This window comes from Candidimonas nitroreducens, from assembly GCF_002209565.1.
Taxonomy (GTDB): domain Bacteria; phylum Pseudomonadota; class Gammaproteobacteria; order Burkholderiales; family Burkholderiaceae_B; genus Candidimonas; species Candidimonas nitroreducens.
The window spans coordinates 43,533-66,022 of record NZ_NJIH01000012.1 but is presented as its reverse complement, the minus strand read 5'-3'; the positions used below and the strand labels follow the sequence as shown (position 1 = coordinate 66,022).

17 protein-coding genes are annotated in these 22,490 nt (G+C 62.6%); 9 read left to right on the top strand and 8 right to left on the bottom strand.

Going from position 1 to position 22,490, the window contains the following annotated elements:
* Positions 1 to 341: 341 nt before the first annotated feature.
* From CEY11_RS20140 to CEY11_RS20125, 4 genes are all read left to right on the top strand, one after another.
* Positions 342 to 1,370, top strand: coding sequence for a helix-turn-helix transcriptional regulator (locus CEY11_RS20140; protein ID WP_158215394.1), 1,029 nt, complete (start codon positions 342 to 344; stop codon positions 1,368 to 1,370).
* 220 nt (positions 1,371 to 1,590) lie between these two features.
* On the top strand, positions 1,591 to 9,024 hold the full coding sequence (locus CEY11_RS20135) for a YadA-like family protein (protein ID WP_088605214.1): 7,434 nt from the start codon (positions 1,591 to 1,593) through the stop codon (positions 9,022 to 9,024).
* A gap of 36 nt (positions 9,025 to 9,060) precedes the next feature.
* Positions 9,061 to 9,846 (top strand): OmpA family protein, encoded by a 786-nt coding sequence (locus CEY11_RS20130; RefSeq protein ID WP_088605213.1) that lies wholly within the window; start codon positions 9,061 to 9,063, stop codon positions 9,844 to 9,846.
* Between the two features lie 19 nt (positions 9,847 to 9,865).
* Positions 9,866 to 10,387: a SecDF P1 head subdomain-containing protein gene (locus CEY11_RS20125; protein ID WP_088605212.1), complete on the top strand. Its 522-nt coding sequence runs from the start codon at positions 9,866 to 9,868 to the stop codon at positions 10,385 to 10,387.
* 971 nt (positions 10,388 to 11,358) lie between these two features.
* Here CEY11_RS20125 and CEY11_RS25265 read toward each other — a convergent pair.
* From CEY11_RS25265 to CEY11_RS25600, 3 genes are all read right to left on the bottom strand, one after another.
* Complete coding sequence (locus CEY11_RS25265) at positions 11,359 to 11,709, bottom strand: hypothetical protein (protein WP_143322965.1); 351 nt, start codon at positions 11,707 to 11,709, stop codon at positions 11,359 to 11,361.
* A gap of 267 nt (positions 11,710 to 11,976) precedes the next feature.
* Positions 11,977 to 12,120 (bottom strand): hypothetical protein, encoded by a 144-nt coding sequence (locus CEY11_RS25445; protein ID WP_158215393.1) that lies wholly within the window; start codon positions 12,118 to 12,120, stop codon positions 11,977 to 11,979.
* A gap of 48 nt (positions 12,121 to 12,168) precedes the next feature.
* Positions 12,169 to 12,342, bottom strand: a complete 174-nt coding sequence (locus CEY11_RS25600; RefSeq protein WP_198958953.1) for a hypothetical protein — start codon at positions 12,340 to 12,342, stop codon at positions 12,169 to 12,171.
* A 98-nt stretch (positions 12,343 to 12,440) separates the two neighbouring features.
* On the opposite strand from CEY11_RS25600, the gene CEY11_RS25595 reads away from it, so the two are divergent.
* On the top strand, positions 12,441 to 12,824 hold the full coding sequence (locus CEY11_RS25595) for a SecDF P1 head subdomain-containing protein (RefSeq protein WP_198958952.1): 384 nt from the start codon (positions 12,441 to 12,443) through the stop codon (positions 12,822 to 12,824).
* On the opposite strand, the gene CEY11_RS20105 is transcribed toward CEY11_RS25595, so the two are convergent.
* Positions 12,817 to 14,151 (bottom strand): MFS transporter, encoded by a 1,335-nt coding sequence (locus CEY11_RS20105; protein ID WP_233155007.1) that lies wholly within the window; start codon positions 14,149 to 14,151, stop codon positions 12,817 to 12,819. The two genes, CEY11_RS25595 and CEY11_RS20105, sit on opposite strands and share 8 nt — an antisense overlap.
* A 252-nt stretch (positions 14,152 to 14,403) precedes the next feature.
* Here CEY11_RS20105 and CEY11_RS20100 point away from each other — a divergent pair, with 252 nt between their 5' ends.
* A complete protein-coding gene (locus CEY11_RS20100; protein WP_088605207.1) occupies positions 14,404 to 15,114 on the top strand; it encodes an ArsR/SmtB family transcription factor in 711 nt (236 codons plus the stop codon).
* A gap of 64 nt (positions 15,115 to 15,178) precedes the next feature.
* On the opposite strand, the gene CEY11_RS20095 is transcribed toward CEY11_RS20100, so the two are convergent.
* The 3 genes from CEY11_RS20095 to CEY11_RS20085 form a co-directional block, all read right to left on the bottom strand.
* Positions 15,179 to 15,874 carry a cytochrome b/b6 domain-containing protein gene (locus tag CEY11_RS20095; RefSeq protein ID WP_088605206.1) on the bottom strand — a complete coding sequence of 232 codons (696 nt, stop codon included), beginning with the start codon at positions 15,872 to 15,874 and terminating at the stop codon, positions 15,179 to 15,181.
* A 52-nt stretch (positions 15,875 to 15,926) separates the two neighbouring features.
* Positions 15,927 to 16,421 carry a hypothetical protein gene (locus tag CEY11_RS20090; RefSeq protein WP_088605205.1) on the bottom strand — a complete coding sequence of 165 codons (495 nt, stop codon included), beginning with the start codon at positions 16,419 to 16,421 and terminating at the stop codon, positions 15,927 to 15,929.
* Between the two features lie 205 nt (positions 16,422 to 16,626).
* Positions 16,627 to 16,818, bottom strand: a complete 192-nt coding sequence (locus CEY11_RS20085; RefSeq protein WP_143322962.1) for a hypothetical protein — start codon at positions 16,816 to 16,818, stop codon at positions 16,627 to 16,629.
* A 223-nt stretch (positions 16,819 to 17,041) separates the two neighbouring features.
* Between CEY11_RS20085 and CEY11_RS20080 the strand changes: the two genes are divergently transcribed.
* The 3 genes from CEY11_RS20080 to CEY11_RS20070 all read left to right on the top strand — a co-directional run bounded on the left by CEY11_RS20080 (position 17,042) and on the right by CEY11_RS20070 (position 21,220).
* On the top strand, positions 17,042 to 17,308 hold the full coding sequence (locus CEY11_RS20080) for a hypothetical protein (protein ID WP_088605203.1): 267 nt from the start codon (positions 17,042 to 17,044) through the stop codon (positions 17,306 to 17,308).
* A gap of 76 nt (positions 17,309 to 17,384) precedes the next feature.
* Positions 17,385 to 18,857 (top strand): phospholipase D family protein, encoded by a 1,473-nt coding sequence (locus tag CEY11_RS20075; RefSeq protein ID WP_233154997.1) that lies wholly within the window; start codon positions 17,385 to 17,387, stop codon positions 18,855 to 18,857.
* A gap of 161 nt (positions 18,858 to 19,018) precedes the next feature.
* Positions 19,019 to 21,220, top strand: a complete 2,202-nt coding sequence (locus CEY11_RS20070) for a sulfatase-like hydrolase/transferase (RefSeq protein WP_088605201.1) — start codon at positions 19,019 to 19,021, stop codon at positions 21,218 to 21,220.
* Positions 21,221 to 21,276: 56 nt separating this feature from the next.
* On the opposite strand, the gene CEY11_RS20065 is transcribed toward CEY11_RS20070, so the two are convergent.
* Positions 21,277 to 22,482, bottom strand: coding sequence for a CaiB/BaiF CoA transferase family protein (locus CEY11_RS20065; RefSeq protein WP_088605200.1), 1,206 nt, complete (start codon positions 22,480 to 22,482; stop codon positions 21,277 to 21,279).
* Positions 22,483 to 22,490 lie beyond the last annotated feature (8 nt).

The window sequence follows — 22,490 nt, the reverse complement described above, 5'->3', positions numbered from 1 at the left end:
CGGTCGAATATCAAATAATGTCAATTTATTACGGCGTGCAGTTTCTGCATGCTCCGTTTGCATGAATTGACTATGAAAGCAAGCTCCGTGGCGAAGACAATGGGGCGTTGCTTTCCACCGCTACCCGGTTTCGTGGGCTATCCCACGCGGACAAGGGCCGAGCATGCTTGCATGGGCTGTATGCGTCGCGACAAAGGGTTCGATTGGATAGCGGCGGTGTGCCATCGGCAAAGAGTGCTTGGCCCTGAGCTGCGGCTCGATCATGCCCAGTCCCCTCGGGATAAGGAGCTGTCGAAGCTGCGGAGCAACCGCGGGCAATGATAGAGCGAATAGGAGCGATTTTGAGAGTCCCAGACGAGCCGATAGTTCTCGACACTCGGGATATCGTATCTGCAAAGAGGTTCCAGTTCTGGCGCGACTTCATCGCACGCCGACTCATGGCCATGGCCATGTGGTCGACCCATCAGCCGGACTATATCGGGCGCGTCGAGATCCATGGGCTGGACAATGCTTGTATGGTGTTCGCGAGTGGCGACAGCTGCGGTGCGTCCAGGGGCGTGCAAGAGATCGCCTGCAACACCGGCGAGATGCCGGCCTGGCTGTTGATGCGGACAAATGTGGCCACGCATATCGAGCACGGCGGCCGCCATTCGGACTTGAAACCGGGCGATCTCATAATCATCGATACGCGCCGGCCCTACGCGCGGGCCGATTCCCCGGTTGATTTCACGATCCTGGCCATGCCGGATTTCTTGTTGCACGACTGGCGCATGGTGTTCGATGCCTACGCCGGGCACTGTTTTCCTTCCGAACGGGAATGGGCAAAGCCGCTATCGGGGCTGCTGGCCGGTGTCAGTCCCCCGCTGATGCGCTCCATCAGCGGGCACCCGGTGCTGCGCACCATGTTCACCAAGAATCTGGTCTTCATGCTGGTGCAGATGTTGCTGCACGAGTCCGCCGACTTCGACCGCGAGTTCGAGACCGGCACACGCTCGGAGCAGGCTCGAATAAATCTCTATAACCTCATGCTGCTGTGGATTCGGGATCATCACGACGACCCGCAACTGACGGTTACCCATGTGGCTCAGGCCTTCGGGGTGTCGCCGCGCTACGTGCACAAGCTGTTCGCCACTTATTCCGAAGGGCGCAAGTTCCTGGCCTTTCTCCAGAAGACGCGCCTGGAGCATGCCGTTCAGCTGCTCATCGGCAAAGCCGACGCCGGCTCGTCGATTTCGGATATTTCCTGGCGCTGCGGCTTCGCCGACACAAGCACTTTCGGCCGCCTGTTCAAGCGCAACTATGGCGTTACCCCGGGCGCTTATCGTGCCCAGCAACTGAACGCTGATCTCCAGTCTTCGGACGCCCAGTAAATCAAGAGCCTTGCCGCGCGCCGGCGGCTTGCATTGTCATGGATCGTCAATTCGAAGCCTTGTGCAGTTTTTGCATGGATTGTTGTCGCTTCCTGTCTATCTGTTTCAAACTCCGTCAACCTATATTTCCCTAGCGAATTTTTTTATTTCCGAATGTCGTTTTTTGTTATGAAACGACGCTCGGAAGCAATGCGAAGCAACAGGTTTGCTGGGAGATGTGATGAATCGGATTTACAAGACTGTTTGGAACGAGCAGTCGGGAACATTTGTTGCGGTTTCGGAAAACACCAAGGCGCGCGGCAAGCGTTCGGGGCGGGCGACGGGACGTCTCGCGATCGCGAACATCGTACTTGCAGGAGCCAGCTTGGCTGGCTTCAGCGTGGCTTCGACCGCTGCTGATGATGCTATTACCTTCAAGGCCGATAGCGGGCAAACGGACGTTAGCCTTGGCGATACTGTAATCATAAGTGGTGGCACGTCGGGCAATGTGGTAACGGCTATTACCGGTAATACCGTGCAGATCCAGCTGGCGCAGCAAATAGATCTGAGTTCGGCCGGTGAACTCACGATCGGCAACAACAGTACGCTGAATACCAATGGCTTGACCATCGCTGGTGGGCCTAGCATGACCACGACAGGCCTTGACGCGGGCAACAAGACGATTACACATGTGGCCGACGGTACGGTGGGGGCAGGCAGCACCGAGGCGGTGAATGGCGGCCAGCTCAGCGCGGTGAGCACAGTGGCCAGCAAGGGCTGGAACGTCACGACGAGCAAGAGCGGCACGGGCACGGTAACAGGTAGCAGTACGACGAACGTGAAGCCCGGCGACACGGTGACGTACGATGCGGGTAACAATATCGCCATCACGCAGAATGGTGAGAAGGTTAGTATCGCCACAAGCATGACACCGGTGTTCACCAGCGTGACGACGGGCAACAGCACGCTGAACGCCAGCGGCCTGACCGTTACCGGCGGCACGAACGGCACGGTGACTCTGACCAATAGCGGCCTGAATAACGGCGGCAATAAGATCACCAACGTGGCGGCAGGATCGGTCGCGTCCGGTAGCCAGGAAGCTATCAATGCCGGCCAATTGTGGAGTCTGCAAAACGATCTGTATGAGACGGACAAGGGCATCAAGTATTTCCACGCTAATTCCACGCTCGATGATTCACAGGCTACTGGTACCGATGCCATTGCCATCGGCCCGGAGACCACGGCGGCTGGGCAGGACGGTTTCGCGGCGGGACATGGCGCCGCTATTGATGCTTCCGCGGAGAATGGCATTGCTATTGGGCCCGGAGCGGTAATTGGCCAGAGTTCGAACAGCGCTGTTGCGATGGGCGATGCAGCGTCGGTTGGAGAAAATGCGAGCTATGCCGTGGCGATAGGCGCCAATGCGCAGGTGGGTAAAGACGGCGAGAAAGCTGTTGCGATTGGCTACGAGTCGGACGCGGGCGCGAGCGCCGTGGCAATTGGCACCGCCGCGTCGGCAGGCGGTAGTGCCGTGGGCATGGGGGCCGGCGCCAGCGCGGGCGGCGGCAATAGCGTCGCCATCGGCACCCAGGCGCAAAGCGCGATGCCCGGTGATGTAGCCATAGGTAATCAGGCGGGATATAACTCGGCCGGCACGGATAACGGCACGGTTAATCGGGATAACGTCTATATCGGCACTCAAGCGGGTTCCAATGTGGCTGAGGGTGGCCATAACATTGCCGTTGGCTATAGCGCTGGCATGTCGCGGGGTATAGATAGCGATGAAAACATTGCGATTGGCTCGCAAGCCGGCCTCAATCAGTCAGGGCGCAACAATATCGCCATTGGAACCAAGGCGGCGTCCCAGAGCGGGGCAACGACGGTTGAAAGCCTGGCTATTGGTAACGAATCGAACGCCGCTGCGGATTACGCTGTCGGTATCGGGCCAGAAGCCGTAGTGACTGGTCGCAATGCGACGGCGCTGGGGTATAACACTATTGCCCAAGGCGGCGGCAGCTTGGCCTTGGGCAGCAATGCGCAGGCGTTGAGTGGTGGATTTGTTGCCCTGGGGAATGGATCCGTTGCCGATGAGACGATCGACAATCCGAGTACCCCCGCTTTCCTGACAAACCAAACGGCGACTTCCATTGTGTCGGTGGGGGGCGGGAACACCAATATCCTGCGCCGCATCACCAACGTGGCTGGCGGTATCAAGGGCAGCGATGCGGTCAATGTGAGTCAACTGAGCACCGCACAACAAGAAGTTAAGAATGTCATCGGGGAGTATGCCTCTTATGACCCCGCGACCGGCCAGTTGATTTATCGCCGTCCGATTACTGGGAGCAGCGGGAACTATACATCGCTGGATCAGTATCTGGATGCGCTGGGAACCGGCAGCGGGACGCCGACGTCTCCGCCCCTCGATGCCGTCATGTACAACTCCGCCCATGATCAGGTCACGCTGGATGGTGCCTCAGGAACCCGTGTGTCGGGGGTGGCCAATGCGATCAATTCAGATGACGCAGTCAATAAGGGGCAGATGGATGCTGCGATTGACCAAAGTAAAACCCATTATTTCAGCGTCAACTCCACCGGGGCCAATAACCGGGACAACACCGGGGCCACGGGCATTGACGCCATGGCAATTGGCATGGATGCCGAAGGGCTAGGCAATGCCGGCGTCGCTCTTGGCTCAGGTGCTAAAGCGGGCAACGAGGCGGCGGATCTGGCAGCCATTGCCATAGGACAGAATGCGGATTCGCGTAGCGCCTACGATATCTCTATGGGATACGGAGCGCGCACGCTTAATGAAAATGGAACGGCGATCGGTTACACGGCTCGCTCGGATGGCACCAGCTCCATCGCTCTGGGCGATCACGCCAATGTTGAACAGCAGGCCGGTACCCCGGATCCGGTGGACGGCATTGCCATCGGCACTTTTGCGCACGTGACAATGGCGCAAGGCACCGCCATCGGTAATCAGGCGCATGCGTTTGCCGAGCAGGGGCAGGCATTTGGTGATCATGCGTCGGTTATTGGGCAGAGTGCAATAGCCTTGGGCACCTCCGCGTCCGCGACCGCCACCAATGCCTATGCGGAGGGCAACAATGCCACCGCTAACGGAGCGGACTCACAGGCCATGGGTACCAAGGCGGTGACTTATAGCGGCAACGCCATTGCCATCGGCAACGGCGCGGTGTCGGGCGCTAACAATCTCCCGCTGGGCAGCACCAGTAGCGATAACATCGCCATGGGTACGAGTGCATCGGTCACCGGGGATCATTCCATTGGGATTGGTTCGGGTAATACCATCGGCGGTCTCCAGCAAAAGCCAAACGGCGGCAGTGGCCAGGAGCTGATCGGCAACTTCTCCGGCGCACTGGGCAATAACAATACTATCAAGCAGAACAATACCTTTGTGGTGGGCAATCAGGTCACCACGACGCAGGCCAATAGCGTCATCCTGGGTAATGCCTCCACCGATCGGGCGGCCACCACGGAAACGAGCGCCACGCTCAACAATATTACCTATACTACCTTCGCTGGCCCTGGATCCGCCGACAATGGCGTAGTCAGCGTGGGCGCGGTGGGCAAGGAACGCCAGATCATTAATGTCGCTGCCGGTGCGGTCAGTGCCAACAGCACTGACGCCATCAACGGCAGCCAGCTGTACGCTACGAATACCGTGCTGGGGAATGTCGCCAATACGACGAAGGGTATTTTGGGTGGCAATGCGGCTCTGGGTACCGATGGCAAGCTGACTATGAGCAATATCGGCGGCCCTAACGTTCCCGCCGCGAACGGCAACACCGTCAACAACGCCATCAGCTACGCTGCGCAAGGCTGGAATGTAAGCGCGAAGGGTACCTCGGGCACTCAGAGAGTCGCTCCCGGCGCTACGGTGGACTTCGGTAACACTGACAACAACATCGTCATCACCCGCAGCGGCACGAATTTGACATTTAACCTGGCTAATGATGTCAAGATTGCCAATAGTGTCACGGTTGGCGGTACCGTTATAAATAGCAGCGGCATGACGATCACCAATGGGCCGAGCGTTACCACCGGCGGCATCAATGCGGGCGGTAAGACGATCACGAATGTGGCGGCTGGCAACATCGCGTCGGGCAGTACGGATGCGGTCAACGGCGGCCAACTCTATGATGTGGCCAACCGGCCGATCACGTTTGCAGGGAACAATGGTTCTGTGGCCCGGAAGCTGGGTGAGACTCAGATAATACATGGCTCGCTCGACAGTAGCGCGGCTGCTTCTTCGGAAAACATCCGCACGCAAGTCAATACTGCAGGCGACATGGAAATCCTGCTGGCCAAGAATTTGACCGCCGATAGCCTGACCATCAACAACAATGGGCCGGTGATCAACAGTACCGGCATTAACATGAACAGCCAGAAGATCACTAACCTGGCCGAGGGTACGGATGGCTCCGATGCCGTTAATGTCGATCAGCTTAACGAAGTCAAAGATATCGCCGGCAAGGGTTGGAATCTTCAGGCTCAAACCGGCAACCAGACTACGGTGAAGCCGGGCGACACGGTGGATCTCAAGAACACCGATGGCAATATCACAGTGGCCAAAGGGGTGACTGATAATAATGTTACGTTCGATTTGAACAAGAACTTGGATTTGGGATCCGACGGCAGCCTGAAGACGGGTAATAGCGTTATCGACAATGACGGCTTGACGGTCGACGATGGCCACAACAACATCACCACGACCACGGCAGCAGGCACCACGGTGCAAAATACTGCGGGTGACAAGACCACGGTTGGTGCGGGTTCGATCGAGGTGGCCGATGCGTCTGGCAACAAGACCACTGTTGGAGGCACTCAGGTGGTGGTTGGCGGCGCCAGCCCGATCACCATTGACGGAGCTGGTGGCACCATAAGCGGCCTGACGAACAAGACTATCGACTATTCAGGCTTTGCAGATGGATCGGGCCGGGCTGCGACGGAAGAGCAGCTTAGTGAATCCAGTGCTGGGTTAGTGAACAAAGGGCTTCAGTTCGGGGCAAATGATGGAGGCATTGTCACCAATAAACTGGGCTCTGTGGTTAATGTGAAGGGGGCGGATGCTAATTCCGATTTCAGCGATTTTGATGCTGGCAAGAACATCTCGACCCAGATTGAGCAGGATGGCGACGGCAACAGCACGATTCGCGTTGCGTTAGCCAACAATTTGGCGGTGGATAGTGTCACTGCCGGCAATAGCAAGCTGGATAACGACGGCCTGATCGTTGACGACGGTGCAGGCAACATCACGACCACGTCGGCCACCGGCACGACGGTGACGGATGGCGCCAATACCACCACGACCATTGCGACGGGCACCACCGTGAAGGACAGCAGCGGTAATAAAACCAGGCTGACCGCCAAGGGCGCCACTGTCACCGATGAAGACGGCGACAAGACGGCGGTGCGGGCCGGCGTGGTGCGAGTGACAGGTGCCGCCAGCACCATCACCATTAACGGCCGTAAAGGAACCATCAGCGGTCTGACTAACCAGTCTATCGACTATTCAGGCTTTGCAGATGGATCGGGCCGGGCTGCAACGGAAGAGCAGCTTAGCGAATCCAGTGCTGGGTTAGTGAACAAAGGGCTTCAGTTCGGGGCAAATGATGGAGGCATTGTCACCAATAAACTGGGCTCTGTGGTTAATGTGAAGGGGGCGGACGCTAATTCCGATTTCAGCGATTTTGATGCTGGCAAGAACATCTCGACCCAGATTGAGCAGGATGGCGACGGCAACAGCACGATCCGCGTAGCGTTGGCCAACAATTTGGCGGTGGATAGCATCACTACGGGCAACAGCAAGCTGGATACGAACGGCTTGACTATTGTCAATGGCACCAACACCACCACGACCACGGCGGCGGGCACCACCGTGACGGATGGCACCAACACTACCACGACAACGGCGATGGGCACGACGGTGACGGATGGCACCAACACCACCACGACCACGGCAGCAGGCACCACGGTGCAAAATACTGCGGGTGACAAGACCACGGTTGGTGCGGGTTCGATCGAGGTGGCCGATGCGTCTGGCAACAAGACCACCGTTGGAGGCACCCAGGTGGTGGTTGGCGGCGCCAGCCCGATCACCATTGACGGAGCTGGTGGCACCATAAGCGGCCTGACGAACAAGACTATCGACTATTCAGGCTTTGCGGACGGATCGGGCCGGGCCGCAACGGAAGAACAACTCAAAGAATCCAGCGATGGATTAGTGGGCAAGGGGCTTCAGTTCCAGGCAAATGATGGAGGCCCTGTCACTAATAAGCTGGGCTCTGTGGTCAATGTGAGAGGGGCGGATGCTAATTCCGACTCCAGCAAGTTTGATGCTGGCAAGAACATCTCGACCAAAATTGAGCAGGATAGCGACGGCAACAGCACGATCCGCGTTGCGCTGGCCAAAGATTTGGCGGTGGATAGTGTCACTGCCGGCAATAGCAAGCTGGATAATGACGGCCTGATCGTTGACGACGGTGCAGGCAACATCACGACCACGTCGGCCACCGGCACGACGGTGACGGATGGCGCCAATACCACCACGACCATTGCGGCAGGTACTACGGTAACGGATGGCAGCAGCACGACCAATGTGGCCGCCGGTACTATCACGCTTGGCGACGGCACCTACACCACAACGGTGAGCCCCACTCAAGTGATGGTCGGCGGCGCCTACCCGGTGGTCATCAATGGCTCGGCGGGCACGATCGGCGGCCTGCAGAACAAGGTCTTCGACCCCAATAACATCGTATCGGGCCAGGCTGCCACGGAAGACCAGTTGGGCATGATGGGCAAAACCCTGAATCTCGGCCTGTCCAGCGATGGCAAGAGCAATGTCATCAATTATGGCGGCAGCCAATATGCCAGCCTGTCCGACGTGCTGGACAGCCTGCACTGGAATGTCGATGCTTCCGGCCCGACCGCCGGCAGCGGCGATACCGGCGGCACGGGAGGCTCGGGCGGTAGCGGAGGCTCTGGTGGCAGCGGCGGAACCACGGGCCCGACGCAAATTCATAACGGCAATACCGTTACTTTCGTCGCCGGCAGCAACATCACCGTCGACAAGACGCCTGCGGCGGCGGGCCAGGGCGATGCCAGCATCACTATCGGCATGGCCCAGGACATCAAGGTCAATAGCGTTACGGCGACCAATGTGACTGCGACCAACGTGACGGCGACCAATGTCACCGCCAACAATGTGCAGACCGACACGTTGAATGCCAAGACGGTAATCGTCCAGGACGGCCCGACCATCAACCAGAACGGCATTGACATGAACAACCAGCGCATCACGAATGTAGCTCCCGGGGTGAATGGCACCGACGCCGTCAATGTGAACCAGCTCAACAACCTGGCTAACAACGTTAGCAACAGCATGAACGCCATGCAGAACGAGATCAGCAGGAACGATCGTGTGGCCAGCGCCGGTATTGCCGCGGCCATTGCCACGGCCGGCCTGCCGCAGGCCTATCTGCCTGGCAAGAGCATGTTCAGTATCGCCGGCGGCACGTGGCGCGGCGAGAGCGGTTACGCCATGGGCCTGTCCCGGGTAACCGACAACGGCAACTGGGTGCTGAAGGCCACCGCCAGCGGTTCGTCCCGTGGCGACTACGGCGGCTCTGTTGGTGTCGGCTATCAATGGTAATGGCCCGTCGTCTCTCGAACCAAGGATGAATTTTCCATGCAACACACACTGAAAGCTTTTTCCCTACGTGCGGCGGGCCTGCTGGCGGTTCTGGCCCTGTCCGCCTGCGGCAGTCTGAGCAATGTGACCAGCCAGGGCACGACCGATAAGCCGGTCTGGCCCGACCCGGCAAAGGCGTCGTTCACCAACGGCTCTTACCCCAACCTGGACAGCCTGCGCCTGGTGGGCAGCGGCATGACTAAAGACCAGCTCTACAACCTGCTGGGGCGCCCGCATTTCAGCGAGGGTTTTGCCGGCGTGCATGAATGGGACTATCTGTTCCACTTCAGAACCCCCAAGGGCGACGTGACTTGCCAATACAAGGTGCTGTTCGACAAAGACATGCTGGCGCGCAGCTTCTTGTGGAAGCCGGCGGGATGCGCCGACATTTTGAACGGCCGTAAGCCGGCAGCGGCGGCCACGTTTTCGCTGAGCAGCGACGTGCTGTTCGGTTTCGACAGTGCCGTGCTGACTGCGAAGGGGCAGTCCGCGGTTGCCCGGATCGCCGCCCAGCTCAGGCAGCGCAATGACGCCTCTGTGTCGGTCGTGGGCTATACGGATCGGCTCGGATCGGATGCCTACAACCAGGCCCTGTCCCAGCGGCGCGCCGACGCGGTGCGTGCGACGCTGGTGAATGACGGCATCGAGGCGGGCCGAGTCACTGCGGTGGGCAAGGGCGAAAGCAAGCCCTTGGTGCAATGCGGCAAGGGTACCGGGAGCGAATTGATTGCCTGCCTGGCTCCCAACAGGCGGGTTGAGGTCGTCGCCTCGGGCTCTCGCTGAGGCTTTGGAGATTACTAATATGAAGCGTGTTTATATTGTTCCGGGAATCCTGGCGGCGGCTTTGCTGGCGGGCTGCCAGCAGATGCCCCAGAAAACGCAGTCCTCTGCTCTGGCGCAGCCGCCGAGCCTGGCGCAATCGGCACAGCCGCAGGCGGCTCCTGCCGCCAAGCAGCAGGCCCGGGTGGATTTCCGGCTGGCCCAGCCGGCCAAGGCCGCCGGCCTGTCCGAACTCAAGTTCCGGGATGGCTCTCTTTGGTATAGCCCGCAGCCGGTGCTGACACGGGCCGATCTTTCCGGCGTAGAGCCCCGGCGCACGGCCGACGGCCATCCTTATATCCGTTTCACGTTTTCCGCTCTGGGGGCGCAAAAGCTGGCTGCCGTGACCAAGCAGTATCGTGGCAAGCTGTTGGTATTGACGCTTAACAATTCCCTGGAATCGGTTTATGCGATCAACCAGCCGCTACAGTCCGGTGTGCTGGATATAGGTGTGAAGTCCGATCAGGAAGCGGTGAGAGCGGTCAAGACCATTGCTGGCCAGTAGCCTGGTCGCCAAACGGTAGCTTCATCGCTGGACGGCAGCCCGCTGGCTTGTCTGTCGGGACTGAAGCCCCGGGTGTTGCACCGCTGTTATCCAGGCCGGGCCCGGGCATGTTCCCGGGCCCGGACGCGTCTGGCCGGCGCTAATTGCATGTGCGGCCGTCGATAGAAGCCCACGATCGCTCTTATTCGGTTTATCCTTGCGCGGAGGGCCATTCGAAAAGAGGTTCGGAATGAGGCGAATATCGATCGTCGCACTGCTCGTCGTCCTGCTGGCGGCATGCCAGCACATGCCGGCCGATGAAGCCGCGGCGGATTCGTCAATGCTCGCCAGCCCGGCGCCGGCGGCCAGTGCTGCGGCGACTCCGGCCTCAACTCCGGCCCCGACACCGAGCTCAACTCCGGCTCCGATACCGGCTCCTACGCCGGCTCCGATACCAGGCTCGGCCGCCACACCGGCCTCGGCCCCGTCACCGGCCTTGGCATCGGCCTGGGCTTCCGCGCTGGAGTCGACCCCGGAATCAGCACCAGCACCGACACCTTCTGCACCCACATCTGTCGCCGATGAAGACGGCAAGGCGCCTGCGTTTGCGCCAGCGCCGGTACTAAGCCCGACGCCGGCTTCGGCCTTGGCCCCAGCACCAGCACCAGTGTTAGCACCAGTGCCAGCACCAGCACCCCAGCCGGTGGCGCCACCAGTATTGACGCCATCGCCGACGCCGGCCTCGGCCTTGCCGTCCGCAGCGGCCTTTGCACCCGTACCGGCGCCGACAGCACCAGCACCGATAGCGGCAGTGGAACCAGCACCAGCATTGACACCATCGCCGGCACTGCCCCTGACGCCGCCCCCGGCCCTGACGTCCGAATCGGCCTTTGCGCCCACACCTATGCCGACTCACGCACCAGCACCGGCAGCGACACCAGCGTTGGTACCGGCGCCAGCACTAGCCCTAGAGCCGGCCGCGGCCTTGGCGCCTACAGATGTACCGACTCCGACAGCACCGGCGCCAGCACCAGCAGCGGCACCAGCAGCGGCAGCGGCAGCGGCACCAGCATTGATACCATCGCCGACACTAGCCCTGGAGCCGACCGCGGCCTTGACGCCCGAATCGGCCTTGGCACCCGCGCCAGTACCAGCAGCGGCACCCGCAGCGACATCGGTAGCAACATTGTCGGCAGCGGCATCAGCACCAGCATTGATGCCGGCGCCGACACTAGCCCTGGAGCCGACCCCAGCCTTGGCGCCCGAATCGGCCTTGGCACCCGCACCAGTACCAGCAGCGACATCGGTAGCGACGTCGTCGACAGCGGCACCAGCACCGGCATTGATGCCGGCGCCGACACTAGCCCTGGAGCCGACCTCGGCCTTGGCGCCCGAATCGGCCTTGGCACCCGCACCAGTACCAGCAGCGACATCGGTAGCGATGTCGTCGGCAGCGGCACCAGCACCGGCATTGATGCCGGCGCCGACACTAGCCCTGGAACCGACCTCAACCTTGGCGTCCGCATCGGCCTTGACACCCGAACCTGTACCGACACCAGCACCGGCCCCAACGCCCGCATCAGCTCCTACACTGGCACCCGTAGCGACATCTACACCGACACCATCTGTTGTACCGGTACCGGCGCCCGCACCCTCACCAGCACCAGCACCAGCACCAGCATCAGCACCGACCTCGACACTACCAGCTGCACCGGCGCCAGCGCCAGCAGCGGCACCAGTACTGACGCCGGCACCGACGCCGGCGCCGGCATTGACACCGGCGCCGACTCTAGCCCTGATGGTTATCCCAACCTTGGAGCCGGCATCGGCCTTGATACCGGCACCGGGGTCAACACCAGTACCTGCTCCGGCACCCGCGCCGGTAGCTGCGCCAGCACCGGCACCCGAGCCAGCACTTGCGCCAACACCAACACCAGCGGCACTAGCACCTGCGCCAACACCTGCTCCGGTTCCAACACCTGCTCCGGCTCCAGCTCCAACCCCGGCTCCGACGCTGGCTCCAGCCCCAGTCCCGGCACCGGCACCGGCATCGCGGCCCGGCGTGGCCACGATAGTGGAGTTCCGCCTGGCCCAGGCTCAGCCGGCAAATAATCTGATGCCCTTGCCTATCGGCAAGCGTCTCTTCTATTACTTTCCGGTTCCTGTATTGACCGGCGCCGATCTGGACTGGGCCGTGCCCAGGAAGACCGGGCAGGGGCAGCCGTTCGTCCATATCAAGTTCAACCAGAAGGGCGCGCAGCGGCTGGCCGAGCTGACGCAGCGCAACAAAGGGCGCTGGCTGCTGATAACGGTGAACGGCAATCTGGAGGCGGGGCCGCGCATTGGCGATCCTATCGACAACGGCATCATCGACATGGCGACCAACACCGATAGCGAAGCTGCGCGCTTTGCCGGCGAGTTGAACGGCTCGGTGCACCGCGAAACAAGCCTCAGATAGCGCGCCGCCTGGCGGCGCGGCCGGCACGGATGGCAGACCACGCCGCTAGGGCGCAGGCGATCTGCACGCCGCCGCCCGCATACATCGCCAGCCGCAGCCCGTGCGTCGCGTCGGCCTCGACCGCATAGATCGCGCCCAGCGCGGCCACGCCCAAAGTGGCTCCGGCCATTCTGGCCACATTGATCAGCGCCGACGCAATGCCGGATTGCGCGGCTGGCACGGCGCCGATGGCGACGCCCATCAGCGGCCCGGTGGCCAGGCCCATGCCGATGCCGGCTGCAAGCAGCCCGGCCTCGGCCGGCAGCACGGTCGTGCTGCTTGCGGCGGCCCCTACAGCCAGCAAGCCGCCGCCGATGAGCGCCACTCCGCCGCAGGTAAGGACAGGGGTGCCCATGATTTCCGCCAACCGCCCTGTCCAGGACGACACCAGTACGAAGATCAGGGCCATGGGCATCAGCGCCAGCCCGGCCTGCATGGCGTCGAGCGTGTGCCTCGCCTGCCAGGTCATGGGCAGCAGGAACAGCAGCCCGTACATGCCGAAGGTCATGCCCGCCGTCGCCGCGAGCGCGCCGCGGAATGCCGGCTGGCGGAATATGTCCAGCGGCACCATGGCTGCGGAACCCCGGACGGCCTCGACGCGGATGAAGCCTGCGCCGGCCAATATCGACGCCGCCAGCGCATATCCGGCCAGCGTGTGATTGCGGCTTGCCTCGATGGCGGATAAGGCCAGCATGCCGAGCGCCGCCGCGCTCAGTGCCTGCGCGGCGAAGTCGAAGCGCCGGCCCTGGCGATCGGACGATTCGGGCACGGCACGCAAGGCCAGCGCAATGGTGCCGACACCTACGGGGACGACGAGAAAAAAGATGCTGCGCCAGCCCAGCCATTCGATCGCCAGCCCGCCCAGCGCGGGAGCGATGGCGAAAGCCAGTCCGTTGCATCCCGCCCAGATGCCCAGCGCCCGCGCCCGCCCGGCCTCGTCGTGCCACACCACGCGCAGGATCGCCAGCGACGCCGGGATCATCAGCGCGGCTCCCATGCCGGCCAGAGCCCGGCCGGCTATGAGCGGCGCCATGCTTGCGGCGCAGCCGCAAAGCACCGAAGCGGCCGTGAACAGGGCGGCGCCGGTCACGAAAATCTTCTTGCGGCCGAGCAGATCGGCCAGCAGGCCGCCGGTCAGCAGCATTATGGCGTAGACCAGGTTGTAGGCGTCGGCCACCCACTGCATGGCTCGCACGTCGGTCTTGAAGTAGGCCGCGATGGGATCCATGCCCAGGTTGACCACCGCGGTGTCGATCTGGGCCACCAGGACGGCCAGGCACAGCGCCATGAGCACCAGGGTTCGGGGTTCGTCAGCCCGCTGCTGGATGTGAGGGCAGGCCTGCGCCGCAACGGGGGCTTGGGCGGGCGCCTCGCTGCGGCCGGCGCCGGAGGCGGGTCGTATGCATCTGTTTTGCGTAGTCATGCCGCCACTGTATGCCGGCCGGGCACGCCGATGCTTCGCTGCGTGTCGAAGCATTCAGTGTCTGCCGCGGCGTAAGATACAGACAAGCGGCCTGCGGCCTGCACGGAGCCTTGCAATATGGACAGCCTGCCTCACATTTCTTCAGTGGCGTTCCTGATCGCCGACCCCACCCGCGCCGCGATGCTGTTGTCGCTGATGGACGGCAGCGCGCGGCCGGCGGGGGAATTGGCCTATTCGGCCGGCATCACGGCACAGACCGCCAGTGCACATCTGTCCAAGCTCATGGACGGCGGCATGGTGCTGTGCGAAAAAGAGGGGCGCCACCGCTATTACCGGCTGGCAGGCCCGCAGGTCGCCCAGGCGCTGGAACAACTGGCCTCGATCAGGCCTGCCGTGCGCCGCAAGCCCCTGAGCCCCCTGGCGCGGGAATTGCATGAGGCGCGTTGCTGCTACGACCATCTGGCCGGGCGCCTGGGCGTGGCGGTCACCCATGCATTGGTCGAACACCGCTACCTGATACCCGGCGAGAACAAGCTGTACGAGGTCACCGACAGCGGCCGCGCCTGGTTCGGCGCCATGGGCGTGGATGTGTCCCAGTTGAAGCCGACGCGGCGCGGCATCGCCAGGCAATGCCTGGATTGGACCGAGCGTTCGCACCATCTGGCCGGCCCGCTGGGGGTGCAGTTCCTGGCTGCCATGTGCGATTGCGGCTGGCTGCGCCGCTCGCGCTCTACGCGCCTGATACAAGTAACGCCGGCGGGCTGGCAAGGCCTTGGCCGGCAACTGGGGGTCGAGCAACGAATAGTGCAGGCCGCGCCCGAGGCTTGATCGAAAACCCAAACCCGTACGAGCTTGCGCGGGAAAGCGGGTTTGCGGCGGCGGGGCGCGTTGCTCAGTAGGAAAAATCGGCCGCGGGCGCCAGGCCCTGCAGCCACCAGATCAGCGCGGCAATGACGGCGCACAGCAGCAGGGCGCCCAGCCTGTAGCGCCAGGAGTCGTTTGCCGCGGGGTGCTCGGCCAGGGCATGGGCAGCGATTGGCGCATCGCCGCTTAGCATGGGCCCGACCAGCCGCAAGCCGCGCACGCGCCGATACCAGATCAGGGCGCCGACGTGCAGGCAGACCAGGGCGACCATGATCCATTGGTTGATGTCGTGCAGGCCGGTCATGGTGTCGGAAAGGGAATCGCTGAGGTAGGCCAGCGGGCCTGTCGTCATGACGTCGTCGTTGGCGAACAGGCCGCTGAATGCCTGGAAGCCGAAAGAGGCCAGCAGCGCCAGCACCGATAGGGCTCCCAGGGGGTTGTGGCCGGCGTAGTGAGGACGGATCCCGCGCAGGTAAGCCAGCACGTAGCGCGGGCCATGGACGAACTGCGTGAACCTTGCGTAGCGCGGCCCGCAAAACCCCCAGATGATGCGAAACACGATGAGCCCCAGTATGATCAGGCCGAAGCGCACGTGCCAGGCCATCCACAAGCCGCCCACCTTGACGGTGACGAACGAGCCCAGCACGCAGGCTACCAGCGCCCAATGAAACAGGCGGGTGGGCAGATCCCAGACGCGTATCTTAATGGCGGTGTTTTTTTCCATGAGCTGCTAGCGGTGGCTGGCCCCGGGGTGCCAGGACATTGGGGCGGCGGCTTCAGCGCACGCGCTGCTTGATATTGCGGCCGTCGTATACGTAGATGTCGATCTTGTTGGGCGCGGCCTTGCTGGGCGTTGCCAGTTCGAACCGCCGGCCGATCGCCGAGACTTTGATCTGGCTCGAGCAAGAGCCGAATGGGCGGGAGACATGGTAGCCGCCTTTGTACAGCGTGACCCAGCGGTATTGCACGGGGCAGACGCTGCTGCCGCTGTTGACGGATATCAGCGCCGACAGCTTGCCGGGTAGTGTAAAGGCGTAGGGGATGTTCAACAAGCCCACCATGTGCGGCTGGACTTCTTTGCCGTCGAGCAGCAGGTGCGACTCGTAGATGTAGTCGGTGGTCTTGACCTGCAGCGTGCCGTACGGGGAAGGCAATACCAGCCGCGACGGGGACGCCGGCCATTCGGTCGTGGATGCCATCGAGCCCTGGCTGCAGGCCAGCAATGCGCCGGCGGCCAGCAATTTGATGCCCGAAAGAAAAAGACTGCGCATGGTGCTCAGCTGAAATGTTGCATCGGCAGACTTGCGCGGTGCCGGGCTGCGCCGGTACGGATCGCAAGTACTTGTAAAGGGTATTACATTTCATTTTGCTGCTTCGCGCAAGCGCCGTTCAGCCGATGTGACGGGTATTTCAAACGTGATGAAAGTGCCGCGCGCAGTGATGCCGCAGCGGGGCCGGCCAGGCCGGCCGGCGGCTTCAGGAACCGCTTGCGAACAGGTACAGCACCATGATCAGCAGCGACAAGAAATATACGCAGATGCCCAGCGCCAGGCTGCGGTAGGCGCGGCGCAGGCCTTCGCGCCAACCGGCGGGCCCGGCCGTACGGCCGACCCAGTACCAATAGGCGATCATGGCCAGAAGGCTCAGTAACAGCAGGCGCAATTTCATGCGGCAATTGTAGCGGTACGGGTTCGGCGGCAAAGGCATGCGCAGGGGCGGTTGAACATCCTGTTGCCATTGCGCGGGAGCGGGGTGGCGGACAACGCGGTAAGGTAGTCGATAAGGTGACGCGAGCCGGTGGATCTGGATATAGTGATTGCTGCGGCTTGCGGCTGCGGTGCGCCGCCTCGCACCGGCGGCAATGCAAGGACGAACATCGGAGGAACGAGATATGAGTCAGAACCAGGACAATGCCATAGAGGGCACGCCGTTCCCGGGCGGCAACGACGGGCTCGAACATCGGCTCGACGATGCGCTGGACGACACTTTTCCCGCCAGCGATCCAGTGCAGCTCGTAGGTAGAAGCTCGCGGCGCGACACCGCGGCGCGCCGGCCTGCGGCCTCCGGCGAGCAGGGGCCGCTGGACGAGGGCCTGGAAGAAACCTTTCCCGCCAGCGACCCGGTCTCGATAGACACGCCCGAATCGGACGGGCCCTGATCTGCGCCGGCTGTTCCGGCCCGCCCGGTGCGGCGCGTGCCTGCTGCTGGTAGCTTTGCTGGCGGGCTGCGCGCAATTGCCCAGCCTGCAGGGGCGCCGCCAGTCCACGGCGCTGCAGCACACGCAGGACACCGTTCTGGGCCGGGCCTTCACACCGCTGGTGCGCCAGCACCCAGGCAAATCGGGGGTGATCGCACTGGCCGCCGGGCCGGCTGCGTTCGCCACGCGCCTGTGGCTGGTGCGCACGGCGCAGCGCTCGCTGGACGTGCAGTCCTACATCTGGCATGACGATGTCGCGGGCACTCTGCTGTTCGACGCTGTGCGCCGCGCCGCCCAGCGCGGCGTGCGCGTGCGCCTGCTGCTGGACGACAACGAGGCCGGCGATCTCGACGGCGTCCTGGCCGCGCTGGCCGCGCAGCCCAACATCCAGGTGCGGCTGTTCAATCCGTTCCTGCACCGCCACTGGCGTTTCCTGGATTATGTGACTGATTTCCAGCGCCTGAACCGGCGTATGCACAACAAATCCTTCACAGCCGACAACCAGGCCACGATCATAGGCGGGCGTAATATCGGCGACGAATATTTCGGGGGCGGCCAGGATTTCCTGTTCGTCGACCTGGATGTCATGGCCATAGGGCCGGTGGTCAAGACGGTGTCGCACGATTTCGACCGGTACTGGTCGAGCGCCTCGGCGTATCCGGTCGGCTGCATCCTGCCGCCAGCCGGCCCGGGGGCGATCGCGGCACTCGAGAGCCATGCCGCGCAGGCGCGCAGCGAGCCGGTGGGACAGGCGTATCTGAAGACCTTGGCGCGTCTGCGCCTGCCGGAGCAGTTGCGCGACCATCGTGCGCCGTTCGAGTGGGCGGTCACGCACATGGTCAGCGACGACCCGGCCAAGGGGCTGGGGCAGGCTCCGCCCAACGAGTTGATGGCGGCCAAGCTCGAGCGGATTCTGGGCACGCCGAAACATGAGATGCAGCTCGTGTCGCCTTATTTCGTTCCCACTGCGGCGGGGGCGCGCTATTTCGAAGACCTGGCGCGCAGGGGCGTGAAGGTCACGATTCTGACCAATTCCCTGGAGGCTACCGACGTGGCGGTGGTTCACGCCGGCTATGCCAAATGGCGCAAACCGCTGCTGCGCGCCGGGGTGAGGCTGTTCGAGATGAAGCGCGAGTTCTCGACCCCGCAGCCGCGCTACCGCAACCTGACCGGCAGATCGGCCTCGAGCCTGCACGCCAAGACGATATCGGTCGATCGTTCGCGCATATTCATCGGTTCATTCAACTTCGATCCGCGTTCGGCCACGCTGAACACGGAAATGGGTTTCGTGATCGACAGTGCCGACATGGCGCGCGCCATCCCGGAGGCCCTGGGCGGCAGCGTGCTGGTGCGCGCCTACCGCGTGCGGCTGAGCCCGCAGGGCAAGCTGCAATGGGTGGAGCACAAAGGCAAGAAGATCGTGGTCTACGACACCGAGCCGGGCACGAGCTTCTGGCTGCGGCTTGGGGTGGATACGCTATCCGCGCTGCCCATAGACTGGATGCTGTAGAAGGCTGCGGGCCGGCATCCTTATTGAACAGTTTTGCTGTGTAGCCGCATTCCAATTGCAAAGAATTTGTTACTTTGCTGACAAGAAATTCTGTTACGCTCCTTAGCAATTCGAATGGCGGTTCGCTACGTACGATCCCGCCACATAACGGGAGAATAGCCTTGAAGACCACAGTTCCGGCCCGAGTCGCGGCGGGTTTGGCTGCCCTTGTTCTTGCCGGCTGCGATAGCAGCGACAGCAATGTTTCAGGCAATGATACGGCGCAGGCCCCCAACATCCTGTTCGTCGTCATGGACGACGTCGGTATCGACCAGATGAAGGTCTTCGGCTACGGCGGCGATATGTGGCCCATTCTTCCCAATATAAATGCGGTTGCCCATGCCGGGGTGCGTTTCCGCAATACGTGGTCCATGCCGGAATGTTCTCCGGGCCGGGCCGCCATGTTCGTCGGCCGGTATCCGTTTCGCACCGGCATCTACCAGGCAATCGGGCCGCAAGATCTTGCCAACTCTCACTTGTCGCCTTACGAGGTTACCGTGCCCAAGTTGCTCAAGCGGGCGGGGTATGAAAGCGGGATGTTCGGCAAGTTCCACCTGGGCGGCCCCGAAAACGACCAGGCCGAAAACTCCCTGCCCAGCGTGCTCGGGTGGGACTACTTTTATGGCTGGATCGGCGGACTGCCCGGGTCGAATGACAAGACAGTAGGCGGCTACGACAAGGCGGGCACGCACATGTGCGGGTTTATTCCGGGCGAAAAAGCCGGCGGAGCCAAAAGCGGCGCCTGCTATCAGCCTGACGGCAGTTGCACGGCCATGGCCCGCACGGCGCCCGACCAGGACGCGGCAGGCCTGCAATGCGTGGCCTCGGGTGGCCTGCTGGTGCCCAACGAAACTTGCGGCACGCCGCCCGCGTATCTCGATTTCAATGTCCTGAATGCTTATTACGTCTCGCCGCTGGTCATCATCGAGAAGGGCAAGACCGAGGTCGTGAAGTTGTCGGACTCGCGGGCGCGGGGCTATCGAACCACGATCGAAACCGATGCCGCCATCGAATGGATCAAGTCGCGCCCCGCCGGCAAGCCCTGGATGGCCACGGTCAGCTACAGCGCGGCTCACACCCCTTGGCAGCAGCCCCCCAAACGGCTGGTGCCCTTGGCCCCTGGCGGCATAAGCCCGCTCGATGAACTCAGTTGCACGGACGACGGCCCGCGCGGCGTACTGGATCAGCGCATTATCCAGGATCGCATGACCGAGGCGCTGGATACCGAGTTCGGCCGCCTGCTGGTCGAGACCGGCATTGCCAAGTACAAGGACGATGGCAGCCTCGATTACGACCCCAAGGCGTCGAATACCGTCATAGCCATTGTCGGCGACAACGGTTCTTTGGCCGCCGCCGTCAAGCTGCCTTTCGATCCCACGCGGGCCAAGGGCTCGGCTTACCAGACCGGGGTGTGGGATCCGCTTATCATTGCCGGGCCGCAAGTGGCCGAGCCCGACCGCGAAGTCGATCATATGGTCAATATGGTCGATCTGTTCCAGTTCTTCGGCGAGCTGGCCGGGCTGGACGCGCACAAAGAAGTGCCGCACACCATCGATTCGGTCGGCATCCTGCCCTACCTGACCAATCCGGGCCAGGGCAGCCTGCGCACCATCAATTTCACTATGGGCGGCTTGAACGAACAGGCCAACGGCGGCCGCAACGGCCCTTGCGTAATGAGCACGGCGTGCACCGTCATCCCGACATCCAAGAGCGTGTGCGAAGACAACCAGGGCGTGTATTGGGGCGCGGGCTACGACGACGCGTCGGTAATCCCCACCAATCCCCCCGGCGCGGGATACGCGACATGCGCCGACGTGAACGAGGCGCGCTACAAGGCGAACCCCCGCCAGAGCCATCTTGCCCTGGTGCCCGAGTCTACCGTGGCGATCCGCAACGAGCGCTACAAATTGGTGGTCAACACCAGCGTGGACTACGACCCGGCTTCCGACGGCCCCAAGAAAGTCTCCAGCGAAGAACTCTACGAAGTCAACCAGGCTGCGCCGACGCCGCTGCTCGATACCGAAGATCGCAACCTGCTGCCTACGTCGGATGCCCAGCTGGAAGCCGTCCGCACGGATTTGCGCGCCAAGCTCGACAATATGCTGGCTTCCAACCCTGATTGTCCGGGCGATGGCAACATCGACCGTGTCGTCAATGCCGAGGATCTGAACAACTGGAGGCAGATCGCGCGTGATTGGGGCTTGTCCAGCGTATATGACTTCCTGACCCCCGAGTTCCGCGACGGAAAAACCGACACACAGGACGCGGCGGTCATCCAGGCCAACCTGGGCAAGACTTGCGAGCGCACCTACAGCGTCTATTGAGCTACAGCGCCTATTGAGGCATCAAGTCAGCGCCCGCCGCCCGCCATGCCCCCTGCTCATGCAGGGTGCCGGGTGGGCAGCAGCTCGTTGATCTGCGATTCCGCATAACCCAGTTCGCGCAGTACTTCGGCGGTGTGCTGGCCGATGCGCGCGATCGGCATGCGCGGCTGCAGGCGTGTGCCGTCCAGCGAGATCGGCAGCAGGGGCACGGGGGTGTCGGTACCGTCTTCCAGTTCCTGGCGGCCCAGCCCGCCGCTGGCGAGCAGGTGCGGGTCGTCGAACAGTTGCTCGGGCCGGGTGATGGGGGCGAAGGGCACGCTTTTTTCCTCGAAGACACGGGCCAGCGTGGTCGCGTCGAAATGCTGCAGCGTGCCGCGCAGTTCGGGTATGAGCCAGTCGCGCGCCAGCACGCGGTCGTTGTTGCTGCCCAGGCGCGGGTCGGCGCGCAGGTCGGCGCGCCCGATGATGTCGCACAGGGTGCGCCACTGAGCGTCGCCCGTGGCGGCGATGAACATCTGCTCGCCGCCGGCCAGCTCGAAGATGTCGTAGATGCCCCAGGCGCTGATGCGCTCGGGCATGGGGGCCGCCGCCTGGCCGGTGACGGCGTATTGCTGCATGTGCTGGGCCGACAGCAGCACGCAGTTCTCGAACAGCGCGCTTTGCACTTCGCGCCCGCGGTGGCTGCGGGTGCGCTGGAATAGCGCGGCGATCACCCCCAGGGCACCGAACATGCCGCCCATGATGTCGTTGACCGAACTGCCGGCGCGCAGCGGCCGGCCCACCGGGCCCGTCATGTAGGCCAGGCCGGCCATCATCTGCACTACCTCGTCCAGGGCCAGGCGCTTTTCGTAGGGGCCCTGCAGGAAGCCTTTGTGCGACACATAGATGAGGCCGGGGTTGCGCTGCTTGAGCGTGGTGTAGTCCAGCCCCATGGATGCCATGCGGCCGGGCTTGAAGTTCTCGACGAAAACATCGGCGGTTTCAATGAGCCTGTGCATCGCTTCGATGCCCGCGGGGCTGGCGAGATCCAGGGCGATACTTTTCTTGTTGCGGTTGAAGGTGCGGAAAAAACCCGAGCCCGCGCCCAGCAGCGTGCGTGTGCGATCGCCCCCGGGCGGTTCGACCTTGATGACTTCGGCGCCCAGGTCGCCCAATATCATGCCGCAGGTGGGGCCCATGACCATATGGGTCATTTCCACCACACGTATGCCTTGCAACGGAAGGTCGGAGGGGGTGTCGTCTTGCGGGGAAGCGTGATCCATGATGCGTA

Bases quoted from the DNA above. Each gene is read 5' to 3' on its own strand.
- CEY11_RS25265 (WP_143322965.1), bottom strand. From the start codon at position 11,709: ATGCCGGTGCTGGTGCCGCTGTCGACGACGTCGCTACCGATGTCGCTG.
- CEY11_RS20080 (WP_088605203.1), top strand. From the start codon at position 17,042: ATGAGTCAGAACCAGGACAATGCCATAGAGGGCACGCCGTTCCCGGGC.
- CEY11_RS20105 (WP_233155007.1), bottom strand. From the start codon at position 14,151: ATGGCGCTGTGCCTGGCCGTCCTGGTGGCCCAGATCGACACCGCGGTG.
- CEY11_RS20085 (WP_143322962.1), bottom strand. From the start codon at position 16,818: ATGAAATTGCGCCTGCTGTTACTGAGCCTTCTGGCCATGATCGCCTAT.
- CEY11_RS20065 (WP_088605200.1), bottom strand. From the start codon at position 22,482: ATGGATCACGCTTCCCCGCAAGACGACACCCCCTCCGACCTTCCGTTG.
- CEY11_RS20095 (WP_088605206.1), bottom strand. From the start codon at position 15,874: ATGGAAAAAAACACCGCCATTAAGATACGCGTCTGGGATCTGCCCACC.
- CEY11_RS20090 (WP_088605205.1), bottom strand. From the start codon at position 16,421: ATGCGCAGTCTTTTTCTTTCGGGCATCAAATTGCTGGCCGCCGGCGCA.
- CEY11_RS20125 (WP_088605212.1), top strand. From the start codon at position 9,866: ATGAAGCGTGTTTATATTGTTCCGGGAATCCTGGCGGCGGCTTTGCTG.
- CEY11_RS20135 (WP_088605214.1), top strand. From the start codon at position 1,591: ATGAATCGGATTTACAAGACTGTTTGGAACGAGCAGTCGGGAACATTT.
- CEY11_RS20130 (WP_088605213.1), top strand. From the start codon at position 9,061: ATGCAACACACACTGAAAGCTTTTTCCCTACGTGCGGCGGGCCTGCTG.
- CEY11_RS20100 (WP_088605207.1), top strand. From the start codon at position 14,404: ATGGACAGCCTGCCTCACATTTCTTCAGTGGCGTTCCTGATCGCCGAC.